Here is a 16,584-nt window from a genome sequence, read left to right on the forward strand (position 1 = left end):
GGTGTTTCCCAGTCTAGATCTTCGTGTCTGTTTTTATGGTTGTCTCGTCGCCGGTCATCGACCTTGCGGCCTTGCGCTGCAATTCCTGGACGAGCGAGGTGGACAGACGGGTTTGCTGATCGATCTCGGTCTTTTCCGGTCCATTTGAAACCGGGCCGATCGGCACCTTGCGCTTGCCGTCGAGATAGTGGTCGGCGAGCAGCGACTTGGCGATCCCGATGCCGCCGCGCTCGGCCATGACGTCGGCGACGCGCTCGGCCAGCTGCGATTTCCACATGTCGCCGGCAAGACCCGTGCCGTAGACGCCCTCGGTGTCCTTGGGCAGCATGTTCTGGATGAAGGTTTGCAGGACCATCGCCTCGAACTTCTTGAATTTCTTGGCCGGATCGGTTCCGGCCGCATGCTCGGCGGTGGCGCGCGACAGGATCGAGCCGGCATCGACCGATGCGGCGGTGTCGACCGAGAACGTGCCGGCAGCGCCGCCCGCACGCTTCGTCAGCGCGGCACGGGCAGCCTCGATGTCCGCTGGCTCCGCGGCTCGGGCGACATCCATAACGATGTCGCTGGGTGGAGAAATGGCCAAGAAGGTCCGCCTTTTTGCCAGGTTTCCTTGGCCAGACCATGCCTCAACAAGCTTGTGGCAGGCTTGCCGGTTTGCATTTTGCCGTTCGGCCGCGATGCGCGTCCGGCAAAACTGCAAGGGCGCGAGAAACTTGCCACCGTGTCGACCCGTAACTCACCCAACAGATCACAGTGATCGTGCAGGGCCATATTGTGACGTTTGCAATCTTGTTTATCGGTGTCGGCATTTGCGTTTTTCTCGCCATGTCGGTCGCCTGGGTGGTTGCGATTAGAAGCGGCAAGTCCGGCTGGGTGGATGCGATCTGGTCGTTTGCGGTGGGCGCCGCCGGCATCGCCATGGCGATTGTTCCATTGCCCGGCTGGCAGCACGCGTCGACAAGGCCGCCGATCGTCGCCCTGCTCGCGGCGATCTGGTCGATCCGGCTTGGCCTGCATATAGTCGTCAGGACCCTGAACGGTGGTGACGATCCGCGTTACGCGCAACTGCGCAGCGAATGGGGTGGGGATTTTCCGCGCCGGCTGTTCTGGTTTCTGCAGGTGCAGGCCTGCGCTGCCTTGCTGCTCTCACTTTCGATCTTCGCTGCCGCCCGCAATCCGGTACCGCAACTGCAAATCGGCGACTGGCTAGGCATCGTCATTTTGGTGATTGCCATCCTTGGCGAAGGCGTGGCCGACCGCCAGCTCGCACGGTTTCGCGAAAACCCGGCCAACAAAGGGAAAGTCTGTGACGCCGGGCTTTGGGGACTTTCGCGCCATCCCAACTACTTCTTCGAGTGGTTCGGCTGGCTGGCCTATGTCGTGATCGCACTGGATTTGACCGGCGCCTACGCATGGGGCTGGGTGGCCGTGTCCGGTCCGCTCTTCATGTACTGGCTCCTGGTCCATGTGTCCGGCATCCCGCCGCTCGAAGCGCACATGCTGAAATCACGTGGCGACGCGTTCCGTGCCTACCAGGCGCGCGTCAATGCATTCTGGCCGGGACTGCCCCGCCATACCCCTACACGAACTTCGAAAGGTCCGGCATCATGAGCCTCATCGCATCCGCCATACGTACCGTCGAACGCAACCGGTTTCCTGATCCCGTGACCCGGACGGGGATTGATTTTCTGGTCGGACGCACCCGCCGAAACCTGCTGGAGAGCCCCGCCACGCATGAGCAGGCCTTCGTCCATACCATGGCAGACCATCCGATTGCAGAGCACACGGACGCCGCCAACGAGCAGCATTACGAATTGCCGCCGGCTTTCTTTGGCCTGGTTCTCGGGCCGCGGCGCAAGTACTCCTCATGCTTCTACCAGCGTGGTAACGAGACCTTGGAGCGGGCCGAGGTGCTTGCGCTGGAGGAGACCGTCGCGCACGCCGATCTGGCAGACGGCCAGGACATCCTGGAACTCGGCTGCGGCTGGGGTTCGCTGACGCTGTTCATGGGAGAGCGTTTTCCCGCCGCCAAGGTCACCGCGGTCTCCAACTCTGCCCCTCAAAGGGCATATATCGAAGCGCGGGCCCGGGAGAAGGGCCTCGCAAACATCCGCGTCACAACCGCCGACATGAACAGCTTTCATCCGAACGGCATGTTCGACCGGATCGTTTCGGTCGAGATGTTCGAGCACATGTCGAACTGGCAAAAGCTGCTCGAACGCGTGCATTCCTGGCTGACGCGGGAAGGGCGGCTCTTCATCCATGTCTTCACCCACAAGAGCCGGTCCTACCGTTTCGACCATCGCGACAAGTCCGACTGGATCGCGCAGCACTTCTTCACGGGCGGCATCATGCCGAGCCACGAACTGATCCGGCATTTTCCAGCACTGTTCGAGGTCGAGCAGGAATGGCGATGGAATGGGCGCAACTACCAGCGCACCGCAAACCAGTGGCTTGCCAATCTCGACACCAACCTGCCCGAGATCGACCGCATCCTTGCTCAGGTCTACGGCAAGGACGCCTTGATCTGGCGCCGGCGCTGGCGTCTGTTCTTCCTCGCGACCGCCGGGTTGTTCGGACATGCGAACGGCGAGGAATGGGGCGTCAGCCACTATCGCCTGCGGGCGGCCAGGTAGATTGGCAACGCCGGCCCGATCGAGAGTGCTGGGGGCAGGCTGGCAGGCGGCGAAGGCCTACTTCGCCGATGACGATCCTCTCGTTGCCGCCGCCAATCTGGTCGCGCTTGTCGTGCTGTGGAACCAGCCCTTCTATCCGCTCTATGTCTACTGGGCGGTCGGTCCCGATATTGCGCCGACCTTCTACACATTCATCTCGACGCCGTTCTTCCTCGCGGTGCCGGCTGTTGGGCGCATCAACGCCCGGGCCGGCCGTGCGCTGCTGCCGCTCGCCGGGATAGGCAATACGGTGCTGAGCGCCAAGGTGTTCGGCGTCGCCTCTGGCGTGGAGGTTTTTCTGCTCCCTTGCGTGCTGCTCGGCTTCGTGCTGTTCCGACCGAGTGAACGGATCATTGCGATCGCCATAGCGATCGTCGGTATGCTGGCCTTCACGGTCCTGCATGGGCGCTACGGCGCACCCATCCACCTCTATTCGATCGAGGAATATGCGGGTTTTCTGAAAATGAACGCACTTAGCGCCGGCACGCTTACAGCCTTCATCGGTCTTCTCGTGATGAACCTGATTGGCCTCTCGGCCAAGCACTTACGGCCGCTACGCCGTTCGCGACAGAGCACTGCAGACGAGAAACCCCGCTGTTGCCGCGATAGCGGTGAGCACGGTTCCCCAAAAGATATCCGCGATGGTGACCGCGACGGGCCAGTTCCTCAGCGTCGCCTGGTTGGTCAGATCGTAGGTGGCGTAGGCGCAGAAGCCGAACACAGCGCCGTGCACCGCCGCGGTCGCCCACGATCCGGTCTGCAAGGCTGGCTGCACCGCGAAATAGACCGCGCCGCCGATGTAGATGATGTAGAAAAGTGCTGCCGCCTTGACGTCGAAACTGTCGAGCAGGATCGGCCCCAGCAACGGCTTGTAAAGCCGGCTGGCCATCACCGACAGCCAGACGGCGTCGACACACAGGAACACGATCGCCGTCGTCAGATAGGCGATGCCGTAGGTCTTGATCATTTTCGCTCCCGAATTCGCGTTGGCTGTCGTTCAGCAACGGTTTTTATCGGCGATAGTTTCGAGGGGACGAAACTCACTCTGCCTGTCGACCGTACCTTCGCAAACAGATGACAGGGTGAGTGATGAACCGACTGGCAGCGGCGGCAGTTCTGGTATTTTGCGTCCCGCTCTGCGGATCGGCGTTTGCGGCATCGGCGCCTGACCCCAGCGGCACGTGGAATCGCGGTGATGGCAATGCGAAGGTCCGGATCGCTCCATGCGGCTCGAACATCTGCGCGACCAATGTCTGGATCAGGGATACCAGCGGCGGCGAAGCCGTAGGCGACAGGCTTGTGATGACGCTGCGGCCGAAGTCCGCCGACACGCTGGCCGGCAAGGCCTTCGATGCAAAACGCGCGCTGACCTATGCGATCCAGCTCAAGGTGGCCGGGCAGAGGCTGGTCACGCGTGGCTGCGTTGCTGGCGGGCTGGTTTGCAAGTCGGTCAACTGGTCTCGCGCCCGCTGACCGTGCGAGCGACCGGTTCAGTTCGGCACCTCTTCACCTCGCGATGAAATAGCTCGACCTCACAGTGAAACTCACGCCGCATCCTCCCGTATCTACAAAGTTACCTCCGGGCGCTGCCAGTGCCTTACAGGATTGATTTCCAACAAGGATTCTCGATGAACATCGTGCCTATCAGTCGTGGTCGTCCGGACGGCAAGAAGAAAATCGCTGTCATCGGTTCAGGGATTTCCGGCGCTGCCGCCGCATGGGCTTTGCATGCGAGCGCAGACGTTACTCTTTACGAGGCATCCCACCGCGCCGGCGGCCATACAGCCACAGTCGACATCGACTATGACGGCACACCGATTTCGGTTGACACCGGCTTCATCGTCTACAATGAGCTGGCCTATCCGGATCTGACCGCGCTGTTTTCGCATCTTGGCGTGGCCACGCATGAGAGCGACATGGGCTTTTCGCTTTCGCTCGACGGTGGCAAACTCGAATGGTGCGGCTCGACGCTGCGCACCATATTCGCCCAGAAGCGCAATGTCTTTTCGCCCGGCTTCCTGTGGATGCTGCGGGAAATCCTGCGCTTCAACAAGGCGTGCATCGCCGAGCGCGACTCCGGCACCTTGGGCAACGTCTCGATCGGAGATTATCTTCGCACCCGCGGCTTCTCCGCGGGTTTTCGCGACAATTATCTCATGCCGATGGCGGCGGCGATCTGGTCGACTCCGCGCGCCAAAATGCTGGACTATCCGGCCGCAAGCTTCATCAGCTTCTTCGAGAACCATCGGTTGATCGACAATGATACGCGGCCGATGTGGCGCACGGTGAGCGGCGGTTCCCGCAACTACCTGCAAAAACTCTTGGCGCCCCTCGGGTCGGCTTTGCGCCTGTCATCGCCGGTCAAGACGATGGTGCGCGATGCGTTCGGCATTACCGTCTGGGCCGGCAATGACACGCCGGAGCGCTTCGACAATGTCATCATTGCCGGCCACAGCGACCAGGCACTTGCCATGCTCGGCGATGTATCGAGCGTCGAAGAATCGATCCTGTCAGCCATACCGTATCGGCCCAACCGGGTCGTGCTGCACAGAGATCCCCGCCTGATGCCGAAGCGGCGGGCCGCCTGGGCGGCCTGGAATTATCTGCGCTGCTCTTGTGACAGTGCAGAACCGGAGGTGTCGGTCACCTACTGGATGAACCGCCTGCAAGGGATCGATGCCGCAAAGCCGCTCTTCGTTTCACTCAATCCGGTCGTCGAGCCGCGCCCGGAACTGGTCTTCGGCGAATGGATGTTCGACCATCCCCAATACGACGCTCGCGCCTTGTCCGCGCAAGCCCGCCTCGATGACATACAGGGCGCGCGCGGCACCTATTTCGCCGGTGCATGGACCGGCCACGGCTTTCATGAAGACGGTTTACGGTCGGGCCTTAACGCGGCGATTGCACTTGGTGCTGAAGTGCCGTGGCGGCGCGGCGTGGAGGCTTTGCCCAAGGCGCTCATGGCTGCGGAATAAAGGCCTTTGCGAGCTATGGAGCAACGCGTCACCACCCTGGAGCAAAATGGTCCGCCGCCACTGGCGGCGGGCGTGCTCTATCCGGGTGAGGTCATGCATGCCCGGCTGAAGCCGTTCGGCCACCGCTTTGTCTATCGCGTGTTCTCATTGCTGGTCGACATAGACAGGCTTCCCGAACTCGACCGCATGACATGGCTGCTGGGGGTCAACCGGCCCGGCCCAGTCTCTTTCCGTGAGAGTGACCACGTCGGGATTCCAGGCGAAACCCTTCGGGTTTTCGCCGACAGGCTGCTTGCCGATGCAGGCCTTGGCAAGCCGGCGGCGCGTGTGTTGTTGCTCGCCTATCCCCGTATCTTCGGCTACGTCTTCAATCCGATCTCGGTCTATTTCTGCTACGACGAGGCCGGCGCGCTGATCGCCTTGATCTATGCCGTGCGCAATACCTTCGGCGGGCGGCATTTCTACGTCGCGCCGATCATGTGCGGCGAACTCGGCCCCGGAGGGGTGCGCCAGACAAAAGCCAAGCTCTTTCACGTCTCGCCCTTCATCGGCATGGATGCGCGCTATCATTTTCGCATCCTGCCGCCCGGCAGGACGGTCAGGCTTCGCATCCATGAGACTGAAAATGGCGAGCCATTGCTGTCGGCGACCTTTGCCGGAAGCGCGCGCCCGCTTGCCACGCTGAACCTTTGCGCATGCCTGATCAAGTTTCCGCTGATGACCTTGAAAATCATTTTCGGCATTCACTGGGAGGCACTGAAATTGTGGCTGAAAGGCGCACGGTTTCATCCGAGCCCTGAAACCCCGAAGGTTGCCGAGCCGCAAGCGGATGTTTCGTTGCGGACCTAGACCGCCCGCAGTGAACATCCGTTGCCTGCGTCGAGCGCAAAACGTTCGCAGCGCTCGCCGTCGGACTCATCGATGAAGCTCTCGATATGTTTGAAGCCGAGCTTCGCCAATATTCGCAGCGACGCGAAATTGCGCGTCGCCGCCTCTGCCGTCACCTGTTCGAGCTCCAGGGTTTCAAAGGCGTAGCGCAGCACTTCGCGCGCCGCCTCGCTGCCCAGTCCGTGCCCCCAACACGCACGCGCCAGCACAAATCCCAATGCGGCTGCCCTGGCGCCGGTTGCGTCGAAGGACAGGGTTATCGTTCCGATCGCGTCCGATACTCCTGTTTGGTCCATGGACCATTGGATCGCCTTGCCGTCGGCGAACCGCTGACGCGAACGGGCGAACCATTGCTCGCCCGCGTCTATGTCGTCGGGAACGGGATCGCCGGCCAGCGAGGCGGATTCGACATCCGTCGCGCGCGCGAACCATGCCGGGATATCGCTTTCGCTCGGCGCCCGAAGCACGAGCCTTGGTGTCGTGAGCCTGGGAAATCGGACTGCTTCCATGGGGGCATTTTTGACCTGAGTCTGCGCCGATGCAACGGCGCCGGCAGACCGCACCGGTGGAAATGCGAAACGCAACCTTGTTCGACGAACCAGGACGGTTGCCCGAGGACAATCGGGTCCTCGCCAAATTCCCTCAGCTACTCCTCGCCCCGCTTCTGCGCGATCAAATCAAGCCGCTCGCGGTCGGAGCGTTCGCGTTCGTCGCGGTTGCGCACATCCTTGTAGGCGCGCTCGACCATATTGGTGCGCGCATTTGCCGTGGCGATAAGGCCGACCTCCTGCCTGGCGCTTTCCAGGCTCTTCTCCTGGCGTACCACCGCCTGGGCGATGCGGCGGTGATAGAGATCGGGGAACAGGCCGGAGAGGGAATTGTCCTGGTCGAAATGGCCAATCAATTCCCTAGCCTCGACCTCGGCGGCGTTTGCCGCGGCAAGGAAGGTGGCGTGGCGGGTCTCGTGCAGCGCCTTCAGCTGCTCCTGCACCTTGACCAGTTTCCGCAGGCGGTCCTTGCGCGTGCTCATGTCACCTCGCCAGAGTCAGGTCGACGAAGCCGTCGACGAACAGCGACAGCATGGTGCCGACGGCGAAATAGAAGATGATCATGCCGCCGGCGATGACGAAGGGCTGGGAGATGAAATAGATCGGGATCTGCGGGGTCAGCTTGTTGACGAAGCCGATCGTCAGATTGACCAGAATGGCATAGGCGACAAACGGGCTGCCGAGGCGGATGACCAGGAAGAAGGTATCCGACACGGTGTCGGTGATGTCGACGAGCGCCGCCTGGGGGTTGAAGAAGACGTTGACCGGCGCGACCGTGTAGGATGCCACCAGCGCGCGCACGATCTCGTGGTCGAAATCGAAGACGAACAGCATCAGCAGGGCCGAGAACGAGATGATCGCGGCAAGGGCGGCCTGCGGTTCCGGTTCCTCGATCGCCGGTCCGCCCGAGCCGCCATAGCCGATCAGCATGGCGATGGCCGAGCCCATGAAGCGCAGCGCCTCCATGTAGAGCCTGGTCATGGCACCGATCAGCCCGCCGACCAGAAGCTCCGAGATGATCATCGGCACCAGGATCTGCGGGCGCGGATCGACGAAGGGAATGATGCGGTCCCACAGGAAGGCGAGCAGGCCGCCAGTGGCAGCGACCGCCACGAACAGCCGGACCTGGACCGGCACGCGGGCGCTGGACAGGCCCGGCATCAGCATGAAGCAGGCGCCGATGCGGCAGAAGGCCAGGAACGCCGCGATGACGACGCTCTGCGAGAGAACGCTCACGATATGGTTCCGAGCACCTTGATCTCGACGCCCTTGGCGATTTCGACATGGGAGAGCACCGGCAGCGTGGTGAACAGGCGCTCGATGATCATGCGCACATAGGGGCGGGCGTCCGGGGCGGTGACAAGGACGAAGCGCTCGCCAGCCTCGAGGAATTTCTTGATCGCCTTGGTGGCGTCCTGGCCGAATTCCTCGAGCTGGCGCGGATCGATGTCGAACTCGCGCACCTCGCCCTTGGCGTCGCGCTTGAGGCTTTGGTGGAAGGCGAGGTCCCAGCGGTTGCCGAGGCGCAGCACCTTGAGCACGCCGCCTTCCGAAAGGTCGCCGCAGATCTGCTGCGCCATGCGGATGCGGACATGTTCGACGATCTGCTCTGTGCGGCGCACATGCGGCGCGATCTCGGCGATGGCCTCGATGATAAGGTGCAGGTTGCGGATCGAGACGCGCTCGGCGAGCAGCAGCTTCAGCACCGCCTGCAGGCCGGGATAGGAGATGTGCGTGGTGCAGATCTCATCGGCGAGCTTGCGGTACTCCTGGTCCTGGCGTTCGAGCAGGGCCTTCATGTCCTTGTAGGACAGGAGCTGCGGCAGGTTGTTGCGGATGACTTCGGAAAGATGCGTGAGCAGCACCGACATGTTGTCGGCGAAGGTGTAGTTCTCGCGCTTCAAATCCTCGGCGAAGGTTTCCATGACGGAATAGGCGCGCATGCCGAAGGCCGGCTCGCGGATTTCCTCGCCTGGTATTTCTGGCACGTCGCGGCTGCCGAGCAGCACCATGATCTCACCGACGCGCATCGAATATTCGGCCACCACCGTGCCGTGCACCTTGATCTGGTAGCTCTTCGGCGGAATGGCGAAGTCGTCGGCAACGCGCACTTCCGGCACGACGAAGCCGTATTGCTGGGCGAATTTCTTGCGCATCTTGGCCATGCGGAAGACCAGCTCCTGATGTGAGACCAGGAGGCGGGTCGACAGCTGCTTGCCGATCAGCAGTTCGATCTCGGCGGTGGCGAGCGAAGCCTTGACCGAGTTCTTCTCTTCCTCGGCCTTGGACACTTTCTCCTGGGCCTTCAGCGCCTCGGCCTCGGCGACTGCCCGGTTGGCGCGCAGCGGAATGATGTAGCCGAGGCCGGCCATGCCGCCGGCCAGCGCGAAGAATGGAAACAGCGGCAGGCCGGGCATCAGGCCGAGCAGCACCAGCAACGCCGCCGCGACGTAAAGCGCGCGCGGATGGGCGCCCAGCTGGCCGAACACGGCCTGGTTGGTCGAGCCGCGGGTGCCGCCCTTGGAAACCAGCAGGCCGGCGGCGAGCGAGACGATCAGCGCCGGAATCTGGGTGACCAGGCCGTCGCCGACCGACAGCTTGATGAACACGTCGGCGGCCTCGCCCATGCCCATGCCGTGCCTGATGTAGCCGATGGCGATGCCGCCGACGATGTTGATGGCGGTGATGATGAGACCGGCGATGGCATCGCCGCGCACGAATTTCGAGGCGCCGTCCATCGAGCCGAAGAAGGAGGATTCTTCTTCCAGTTCGCGGCGGCGCAACTGCGCGGTCTTGTCGTCGATCATGCCGGCGGAGAGATCGGCGTCGATCGACATCTGCTTGCCCGGGATGGCGTCGAGGGTGAAGCGGGCGCCGACCTCGGCGATACGCGTGGCACCCTTGGTGATGACGATGAAGTTCACCACGATCAGGATCATGAAGACGATGAGGCCGATGACGAAGTCGCTGGCCATCACCAGCTTGGAGAAGCCGGCAATCACGTATCCGGCGGCATGCGTGCCCTCATTGCCATGTGACAGGATCATGCGCGTGGTGGCGATGTTGAGCGATAGCCGCAGCATGGTGGCGATCAGCAGCACGGTCGGGAACGAGGAGAAATCGAGCGGCCGCTGGATCCACAGCGCCACCATCAGGATCAGCACCGAAAGCGCGATCGAGAAAGCGAGACCGATGTCGATGAGGAAGGCCGGGATCGGCAGGAACAGCACGGCCAGGATGATGACGATGCCGAGCGCGAAGAAGATGTCGCGGCCGTTCTTGGCCACCGCGCCGGGCTGGATGCTTTCGCTGATCGCCATTTAAGTCCTCGAACCATGGGCTGCCGCGCATACGACAGCCCGGCGAGGGTAGCTGGCCAAGCTTGCGCGAGGGTGGGAGACCTTGTTTTATGCATGTCGTCTTCCCAAAACCGCGGCCACTTTCGAGCGACATGCAGTAGGCGGATAGACCATCTCGCAAGAAGGAAAGCCCATGCTGCTGATCATCGGCACGATCCGTCTGCCGCCCAACAGGTTCGAGGAGGCAAGGTCCGCGATGGAGCGCATGATCTCGGGCAGCCGTGCCGAGACTGGCTGCCTCGAATACTCCTACGCGCGGGATGTGCTCGACGCCGGGCTGATCCGGGTGACCGAGGTCTGGCGCGACAAGGCGGCGCTCGATGCGCATTTCCGCTCGCCGCACATCGCCGAGTGGCGCTCGAGCTGGCCGGCGCTTGGCATAGGCGAGCGCAACCTCGTGCTCTATGAAGCCGGTGAGCCGATGACAACCTGATCGGCCGCCGCTCGACAATCGTCAGCCGCCGGCAAACGATCAGGGCACGGATGTGTCAGCCGTGGCGACGCCGACCAGCCAGCGCCTGACGGCTCTTTCTTCCTCGGACGACAGGCCTTCGGTCAGTTCGCGCTCGATGGCATGCACCCGCTCGCGGCATTCCCGCAGCAGCGCCTGTCCGCTGTCGCTGAGCTCGATATGCTGGATACGGCCATGGACGGCATGCGGCCTGCGTACCAGCGAACCGGCCCGTTCGAGATTGGCGACGATGACGCTGAGCGTTTGCGGGGTGAGCAGCGCCAACCGGGCCAGATCGGCGTTGGAGAGGCCGGGATAGGCGCCAAGCATGGTCAGCGTGGCAAATTGCGGCTGCGTCACGCCGAGATCGGCCAGCGCCCTGTCGACCCTCAGCCGATGCGCGCCGGCGGCCTGCCGCAGGAGATAGCCGAGATAGCCTTCCTCGCCGCGTTTGCCTTCGCCCGGAGCCGGAACTGTCGGATTTGCCTTGCGCATGATATCAGAGCTCTTATATGTTATTCGTGTGCTGATACTACGACGATGTGGAGTTCATGACGATGGGGCATCGAATTTTCCTTGCAGGCGCTTCCGGCGCCATCGGGCAGCGGCTGATCCCGCAGCTTCTGGCCGCCGGCCATCATGTGACGGGTACCACGCGCAGTCCTGACAAGGCCGCGACATTGCGTGCCCTCGGCGTCGAACCGGTGATCGTGGATGTCTTCGATGCCGAGGCCCTCTCGCGCTGCATGCTTGCCGCCCGGCCGGACATCGTCGTCCATCAGCTGACAGACCTGCCGCCGGGGCTGGATCCGAGCCGGATGGGCGCGGCGGTCGTTCGCAATGCCCGCATCCGCGAGGAGGGTACCCGCAATCTGGTCGCGGCGGCCGCCGCGTCCGGCGCCCGGCGCATGGTCGCCCAAAGCATCGCCTGGGCCTATGCGCCAGGACCAGAGCCGCATGGCGAAGCCGACCCGCTGGACGGCGGGGCGAGCGGCACTCGCGGCATCAGCGTCGGTGGCGTCATCGCCTTGGAAAAGGCTGTTCTCAACGCACCATTCGCCGGTGTCGTCCTGCGATATGGCCAGCTCTATGGACCGGGAACGGGAACCGATGCGGCTACCGGCGCCTCGCCTGTGCATGTCGATGCTGCTGCCCATGCGGCGCTGCTCGCACTCGAAAAGGGGGCGCCCGGCGTCTTCAACGTGGCGGAACCCAACCAGGCTGTCTCGACGCAAAGGGCGGTCGAGGAGCTGGGTTGGCGTGCTGATTTCCGTTTGCCTGCGTGAATGCGGAGATATCGAGATGATCGGCAATCAAGCTCGTCCGCGCGCCGGCCAATTTGTCATCGCGGCCAGCGCTGTCGGGGTTTTGTTCGCGCTCGCGGCAAAGTGGGCCGGCCCCGGTTTCACAGGCGTCGTGTCGAAAGGCATGGAAATGCATGTGCAGATGGCAAATGCCGATGTGAACGGTGTTGCCGGGGCGCGGCCAAAGACGGTCGTCACGCCGGTCTCCTGCGAAAAACTGCCTGACGTGCCGGGCAAGTCGATCACCACGGTGATCGTGGCATTTCCACCGAACGGTTTTACGCCTCGTCACCGGCATCCGGGCTCGGTCAGCGCCTTCGTCCTGAAGGGCACGCTGCGCTCGCAGCTCGAAGGCAGCCCGGCCGCGGTCTTCACCAAGGGACAGACATGGTTCGAGCCGCCCGGCGCGGTCCATCTCTTCGCCGAGAATGCCAGCACCACCGAGCCCGCCGAACTCTTGGCGACCTTCGTCGCCGATGACGATTGCGGGCCGCTGACCATACCGGACTGACCGCGGAGCCGGCTGCCTCGCGATCAGAAGGCTGCAAGACGAAATCAGCTGGTTTCACGGCCACAATGGCGCCTTTGATGTCGCCATTGTGGTTGTCATGTCGTGCCGCCCGGCGTATCAGGCGGTTCTGCCTTTTGATGTCGGCGAGCCGCCCCGGTGCTTTCCAGAAACCACAGCGAAGTCTACGCCCGCCGGCTGCGCGCGGTGCTTCTGAGATCCATTCCTCTGCTCGAGGCGCGCGGCATTGCCGTGGTCATCCTCGCCGGCGTCGTCGGCGTCATGGCGGGCATACTGGTCACCGCGATGAGCCAGATCGTGCAGGATTTGCACGGGCTCCTGTTCGGCGTCCAACCCGGCGGCCGGCTGTCCGGCATGTTCTCGCTCGCCAATCCGGTTCAGGCGCTGATACCGGCGATCGGCGGCGCGCTGCTCGGGCTGACGGTGATCTGGCTGCGATTGCGTAAATTCCGCACTCCGGTCGATCCGATCGAGGCCAACGCGCTCTATGGCGGGCGCATGTCGCTGACCGACACGTTCATCATCGCCGGCCAGACCATGATCTCCAGCGGCTTCGGCGCGTCGGTCGGACTGGAAGCCGGCTACACGCAGGTCGGCTCTGGCCTGGCATCGCGGCTGGCGCGCATCTTCAGGCTGCGCCGCAATGATGTCCGCGTCCTCGTCGGCTGTGGCGCGGCCGGCGCCATCGCCGCCGCCTTCGATGCGCCGCTGACCGGTGCCTTCTATGGCTTCGAGCTGGTCATCGGCATCTACTCGGTCGCCAATGTCGCGCCGGTCATGACGGCCGCGATCTGCGCTTCGCTGACGGCTGAAATGTTCGGCGGCGTGCCGTTTCCGCTCGAGCTTTCAGGACTGCCGCAACTCACCGCCAGCCAGTACGTGCCGTTCCTGCTGCTCGGGCTGCTCGGCGGCGCCGCTTCAATCGCCATCATGCAGCTGGTGACGCTGATCGAACGCGGTTTCAACAGGCTGTCGGTCGATGCCTCGCTGCGCCCCGTCATCGGCGGCGTCATCGTCGGCCTCCTGGGGCTGATCACACCGCAGGTCCTGTCCAGCGGCCACGGCGCGCTGCATCGCGAGTTCGCCATGAACTATGGTCTGACCGTGGTGGCCAGCGTCTTCGTGCTGAAATTGGCGGCGTCGGCGATCTCGCTTGGTTCGGGCTTTCGCGGCGGCCTGTTCTTTGCGTCGCTGTTCCTCGGTGCGCTGCTCGGCAAGGCATTCGCCGGCGTGATGGCGCTGGTCTCGCCGGCAACCGGTATCGACCCCTCGGTCGCCGCCGTCGTTGGCATGACCTCGCTTGCCGTCGGTGTCGTCGGCGGTCCGCTGACGATGACCTTCCTGGCGCTGGAATCGACCCGTGACCTGACACTGACCGGCGTCGTGCTGGCGGCCTCGATCATGGCGGCGATCCTGGTGCGCGAGACATTCGGTTATTCGTTCTCGACATGGCGCTTCCATCTGCGTGGCGAAACGATCCGCAGCGCCCACGATGTCGGCTGGATGCGCAGCCTCACCGTCGGCTCGATGATGCGCAAGGACATCAAGACCATCGATGCCTCGACGACACTGGCCGCCTTCCGCAAGCAGATTCCGCTCGGATCCGGCCAACGCGTCATCGCCGTCGACCCGGGCGATCAGTATGTCGGCGTGCTGATCGTGGCCGAACTGCACAGCGATCCCTCCGGCGGCGACGTGCCGGTACGCGATCTTGCTCAGTACAAGGATGCGGTTCTGGTGCCCAGCATGAACGTGCAGGCCGCCGCCGAGACGTTCCAGCGCGCCGGCGCCGAGGAACTGGCCGTTGTCGAGGATTTCACCGACCACATCGTGCTGGGGCTGCTGACCGAGGGACACCTCATGCGGCGCTATGCCGAGGAGCTCGAAAAGGCGCGTCGGGATCTGTCCGGCGAGGGGTAGGGCTCCCTACGCGTTCCGACGGTTGCGGCTTACTTCAGCCTACAGATCATCCCAGCTTGCAAGCCTGGCCCAGCCATTGGCGAGGTCCTGGCGCCACGCGTGGCTTGCCAGTTGTGCAGTGGTACTGTACACATTGTTAAGTGAAGCGAGGAGACAGCATGCGCAAGGCCTCTGGCGCGGCTTCGGTAAAGACGGGCGACGCGCCCGCCGCGACCCATGCACATGAAGTGCTGGGCATGCGCCTCAAGAGCCTTCGCCTCGCCCGCAGGTTGTCATTGCGGGAGCTTGCGGAGGCGACTGGAACCAGCGCCAGTTTCATCAGCCAGCTCGAACGCGGCCTGACCGGGGCCAGCACCGCTTCGCTCAACCAGATGGCTTCGGCGCTTGGCGTCAGCGTCGCCATGTTGTTCGAGGAAAGCGCGGCGCAAAATCATGGCGTCCTGAGACGAAGCGAGCGGCCGAGCCTGCCGCCCAGCGACGGCTGCCGCAAGATGCTGTTGTCGCGCCCGCCGCTGAGCGACATGGAAGTCTATGTCGGCGAATTCGACATTGGCGGTTCGACCGGGCCCGATCGCTACACTCATGGCGACGCGCACGAGATGCTCGTCGTGCTGCGCGGGATCGTCGAGGTCTCGCTGGGTGAGGCGCGCCACGTGCTCGAGGAGGGCGACAGCATCGAATACACGACGTCGACACCGCATCGCTCAGAGAACATCGGCAGTGGCCGAGCCGAAGTGATGTGGATCATCGCGCCGCCGACCTCGGCGCGCGCCGAACTCGAACAATATACGGCCTGGAAACCGCTCGCGGCCAGGTAGTCCGATCAAAACGCGGGCATGAATGGGAGAGTTAGTGTGATGTTTAAATCGAGATTTGCAGGCCTTGGCGCCATTCTGGCGCTTGGCGTTGTGGCCGGCGCGGCCTTTGCGCAGGACAAGCCGGTGGCGGGCGAGGTGAAGGAAGGCTCGCTCAAGGGCAAGACCCTGACGCTCGTTTCCTATGGCGGCATCTACCAGGACGGCCAGGCGGCCGCGCTGAAGGAATTCGCCGACAAGTCCGGCGTCAAGCTGCTCAATGACGGCCCGACCGAGATCGCCAAGTTGCAGGCGCAGGTCGAGTCCGGCAACGTCACCTGGGACGTTGTCGATACCGACGACCTGCCGCCTTACGTCTATTGCGGCAAGCTGTTCCAGAAGCTGGATTTGACCAAGCTCGACGTCTCGAAAATCCCGGAAGGTCAGGTCGGCGAATGCTCGGTGCCGGCGATGAACTACGGCGTCGTGCTGATGTACAACACCGAGAAGTACAAGGATAATCCGCCCAAGAGCTGGGCCGACTTCTTCGACACGTCAAAGTTCCCCGGCGTGCGCGGAATCGACGGCTCTGGCAGCCCGACCGGCGGCTTGCTCGAACAGGCGTTCAAGGTTGCCGGCGGCGACCCGAAGGCAATGACGGTGGCCGATATCGACAAGGCCATCGACGTGGTCCGCAAGCTCGGCCCCGACACGATTTTCTGGAAGACGGGTGCCGAATCGCAGCAGCTCGCCGAATCCGGCGAAGCCGATATGCTGATGATGTGGACCGGCCGCGCCATGACCGCGGTCAAGAACGGCGCCAAATATGCGCCCGCCTGGCAGGATTGGCTGGTGGTGATGGACCAGATGACGATCCCGGTCGGCGTCAAGGACACGGACGCGTCCTATGCGCTGCTCAATGCCTATCTCGGCAAGCATGCCCAGGAAGTCCTGGCGGAGCAGACGTCCTATACCCCGATCAACAGCGACGCGCAGCCCAAGGTCGACGCTTCCGTTGCCGCCTTCCTGACCAATACTCCGGACCGCCAGAAGCAGGGCTACAAGCAGAACTTCAAGTTCTGGGTCCCGAATTTCGCGGTGGCGCAGGAGAAGTGGTCGGCGCTGATGGCCGGCAACTGAC

At 63.3% G+C, this 16,584-nt stretch carries 19 protein-coding genes; 11 read left to right on the forward strand and 8 right to left on the reverse strand.

Annotated elements, in window-relative coordinates:
• Positions 1-13 precede the first annotated feature (13 nt).
• A complete protein-coding gene (locus tag AC07UC_RS11140; protein ID WP_181179797.1) occupies positions 14-583 on the reverse strand; it encodes a rod-binding protein in 570 nt (189 codons plus the stop codon).
• A gap of 242 nt (positions 584-825) precedes the next feature.
• Between AC07UC_RS11140 and AC07UC_RS11145 the strand changes: the two genes are divergently transcribed.
• On the forward strand, positions 826-1,611 hold the full coding sequence (locus tag AC07UC_RS11145; protein WP_494908921.1) for a DUF1295 domain-containing protein: 786 nt from the start codon (positions 826-828) through the stop codon (positions 1,609-1,611).
• Positions 1,608-2,636 carry an SAM-dependent methyltransferase gene (locus AC07UC_RS11150; RefSeq protein WP_494905686.1) on the forward strand — a complete coding sequence of 343 codons (1,029 nt, stop codon included), beginning with the start codon at positions 1,608-1,610 and terminating at the stop codon, positions 2,634-2,636. Before AC07UC_RS11145 ends, AC07UC_RS11150 begins: the two co-directional genes overlap by 4 nt.
• Here AC07UC_RS11150 and AC07UC_RS11155 read toward each other — a convergent pair.
• Together AC07UC_RS11155 and AC07UC_RS11160 are read right to left on the reverse strand one after the other, a co-directional pair.
• Positions 2,605-3,219 (reverse strand): hypothetical protein, encoded by a 615-nt coding sequence (locus tag AC07UC_RS11155; RefSeq protein ID WP_494905687.1) that lies wholly within the window; start codon positions 3,217-3,219, stop codon positions 2,605-2,607. The two genes, AC07UC_RS11150 and AC07UC_RS11155, sit on opposite strands and share 32 nt — an antisense overlap.
• A gap of 9 nt (positions 3,220-3,228) precedes the next feature.
• Positions 3,229-3,639, reverse strand: coding sequence for a DUF2177 family protein (locus AC07UC_RS11160; RefSeq protein ID WP_181179857.1), 411 nt, complete (start codon positions 3,637-3,639; stop codon positions 3,229-3,231).
• 125 nt (positions 3,640-3,764) lie between these two features.
• On the opposite strand from AC07UC_RS11160, the gene AC07UC_RS11165 reads away from it, so the two are divergent.
• The 3 genes from AC07UC_RS11165 to AC07UC_RS11175 all read left to right on the forward strand — a co-directional run bounded on the left by AC07UC_RS11165 (position 3,765) and on the right by AC07UC_RS11175 (position 6,499).
• Complete coding sequence (locus tag AC07UC_RS11165; protein ID WP_246683029.1) at positions 3,765-4,148, forward strand: DUF2147 domain-containing protein; 384 nt, start codon at positions 3,765-3,767, stop codon at positions 4,146-4,148.
• Positions 4,149-4,303: 155 nt separating this feature from the next.
• On the forward strand, positions 4,304-5,650 hold the full coding sequence (locus AC07UC_RS11170; RefSeq protein ID WP_494905688.1) for an NAD(P)/FAD-dependent oxidoreductase: 1,347 nt from the start codon (positions 4,304-4,306) through the stop codon (positions 5,648-5,650).
• Between the two features lie 15 nt (positions 5,651-5,665).
• Entirely contained in the window at positions 5,666-6,499 is an 834-nt protein-coding gene (locus tag AC07UC_RS11175; RefSeq protein WP_494905690.1) for a DUF1365 domain-containing protein, read from the forward strand.
• Here the strand turns inward: AC07UC_RS11175 and AC07UC_RS11180 are convergent.
• The 4 genes from AC07UC_RS11180 to flhA all read right to left on the reverse strand — a co-directional run bounded on the left by AC07UC_RS11180 (position 6,496) and on the right by flhA (position 10,406).
• Positions 6,496-7,101 (reverse strand): GNAT family N-acetyltransferase, encoded by a 606-nt coding sequence (locus tag AC07UC_RS11180; protein WP_494905692.1) that lies wholly within the window; start codon positions 7,099-7,101, stop codon positions 6,496-6,498. The two genes, AC07UC_RS11175 and AC07UC_RS11180, sit on opposite strands and share 4 nt — an antisense overlap.
• An 83-nt stretch (positions 7,102-7,184) precedes the next feature.
• On the reverse strand, positions 7,185-7,568 hold the full coding sequence (locus AC07UC_RS11185; RefSeq protein ID WP_494905693.1) for a hypothetical protein: 384 nt from the start codon (positions 7,566-7,568) through the stop codon (positions 7,185-7,187).
• 1 nt (position 7,569) lies between these two features.
• A complete protein-coding gene (gene fliR / locus AC07UC_RS11190; protein WP_140771778.1) occupies positions 7,570-8,322 on the reverse strand; it encodes a flagellar biosynthetic protein FliR in 753 nt (250 codons plus the stop codon).
• Positions 8,319-10,406 (reverse strand): flagellar biosynthesis protein FlhA, encoded by a 2,088-nt coding sequence (flhA, locus tag AC07UC_RS11195; protein WP_140771776.1) that lies wholly within the window; start codon positions 10,404-10,406, stop codon positions 8,319-8,321. Before flhA ends, fliR begins: the two co-directional genes overlap by 4 nt.
• Before the next feature lie 172 nt (positions 10,407-10,578).
• Between flhA and AC07UC_RS11200 the strand changes: the two genes are divergently transcribed.
• On the forward strand, positions 10,579-10,878 hold the full coding sequence (locus AC07UC_RS11200; protein WP_140771774.1) for a putative quinol monooxygenase: 300 nt from the start codon (positions 10,579-10,581) through the stop codon (positions 10,876-10,878).
• A 39-nt stretch (positions 10,879-10,917) separates the two neighbouring features.
• Here AC07UC_RS11200 and AC07UC_RS11205 read toward each other — a convergent pair whose 3' ends face one another.
• Positions 10,918-11,391: a MarR family winged helix-turn-helix transcriptional regulator gene (locus AC07UC_RS11205; RefSeq protein WP_494905694.1), complete on the reverse strand. Its 474-nt coding sequence runs from the start codon at positions 11,389-11,391 to the stop codon at positions 10,918-10,920.
• A gap of 62 nt (positions 11,392-11,453) precedes the next feature.
• Between AC07UC_RS11205 and AC07UC_RS11210 the strand changes: the two genes are divergently transcribed.
• The 5 genes from AC07UC_RS11210 (at position 11,454) to AC07UC_RS11230 (ending at position 16,583) form a co-directional block, all read left to right on the forward strand.
• Positions 11,454-12,182, forward strand: coding sequence for an NAD-dependent epimerase/dehydratase family protein (locus AC07UC_RS11210; protein ID WP_494905695.1), 729 nt, complete (start codon positions 11,454-11,456; stop codon positions 12,180-12,182).
• Positions 12,183-12,198: 16 nt separating this feature from the next.
• Positions 12,199-12,711, forward strand: a complete 513-nt coding sequence (locus AC07UC_RS11215; protein ID WP_494905697.1) for a cupin domain-containing protein — start codon at positions 12,199-12,201, stop codon at positions 12,709-12,711.
• A 156-nt stretch (positions 12,712-12,867) separates the two neighbouring features.
• The gene (locus tag AC07UC_RS11220) at positions 12,868-14,649 is read left to right on the forward strand and encodes a chloride channel protein (protein WP_494905699.1); all 1,782 of its coding nucleotides are present in this window, start codon (positions 12,868-12,870) and stop codon (positions 14,647-14,649) included.
• A gap of 158 nt (positions 14,650-14,807) precedes the next feature.
• Positions 14,808-15,467, forward strand: a complete 660-nt coding sequence (locus tag AC07UC_RS11225) for a helix-turn-helix domain-containing protein (protein ID WP_140771765.1) — start codon at positions 14,808-14,810, stop codon at positions 15,465-15,467.
• A gap of 39 nt (positions 15,468-15,506) precedes the next feature.
• A complete protein-coding gene (locus AC07UC_RS11230) occupies positions 15,507-16,583 on the forward strand; it encodes an extracellular solute-binding protein (protein ID WP_494905701.1) in 1,077 nt (358 codons plus the stop codon).
• Position 16,584: the final 1 nt, after the last annotated feature.

Source organism: Mesorhizobium sp. GW821-FHT04C10 (assembly GCF_059420305.1).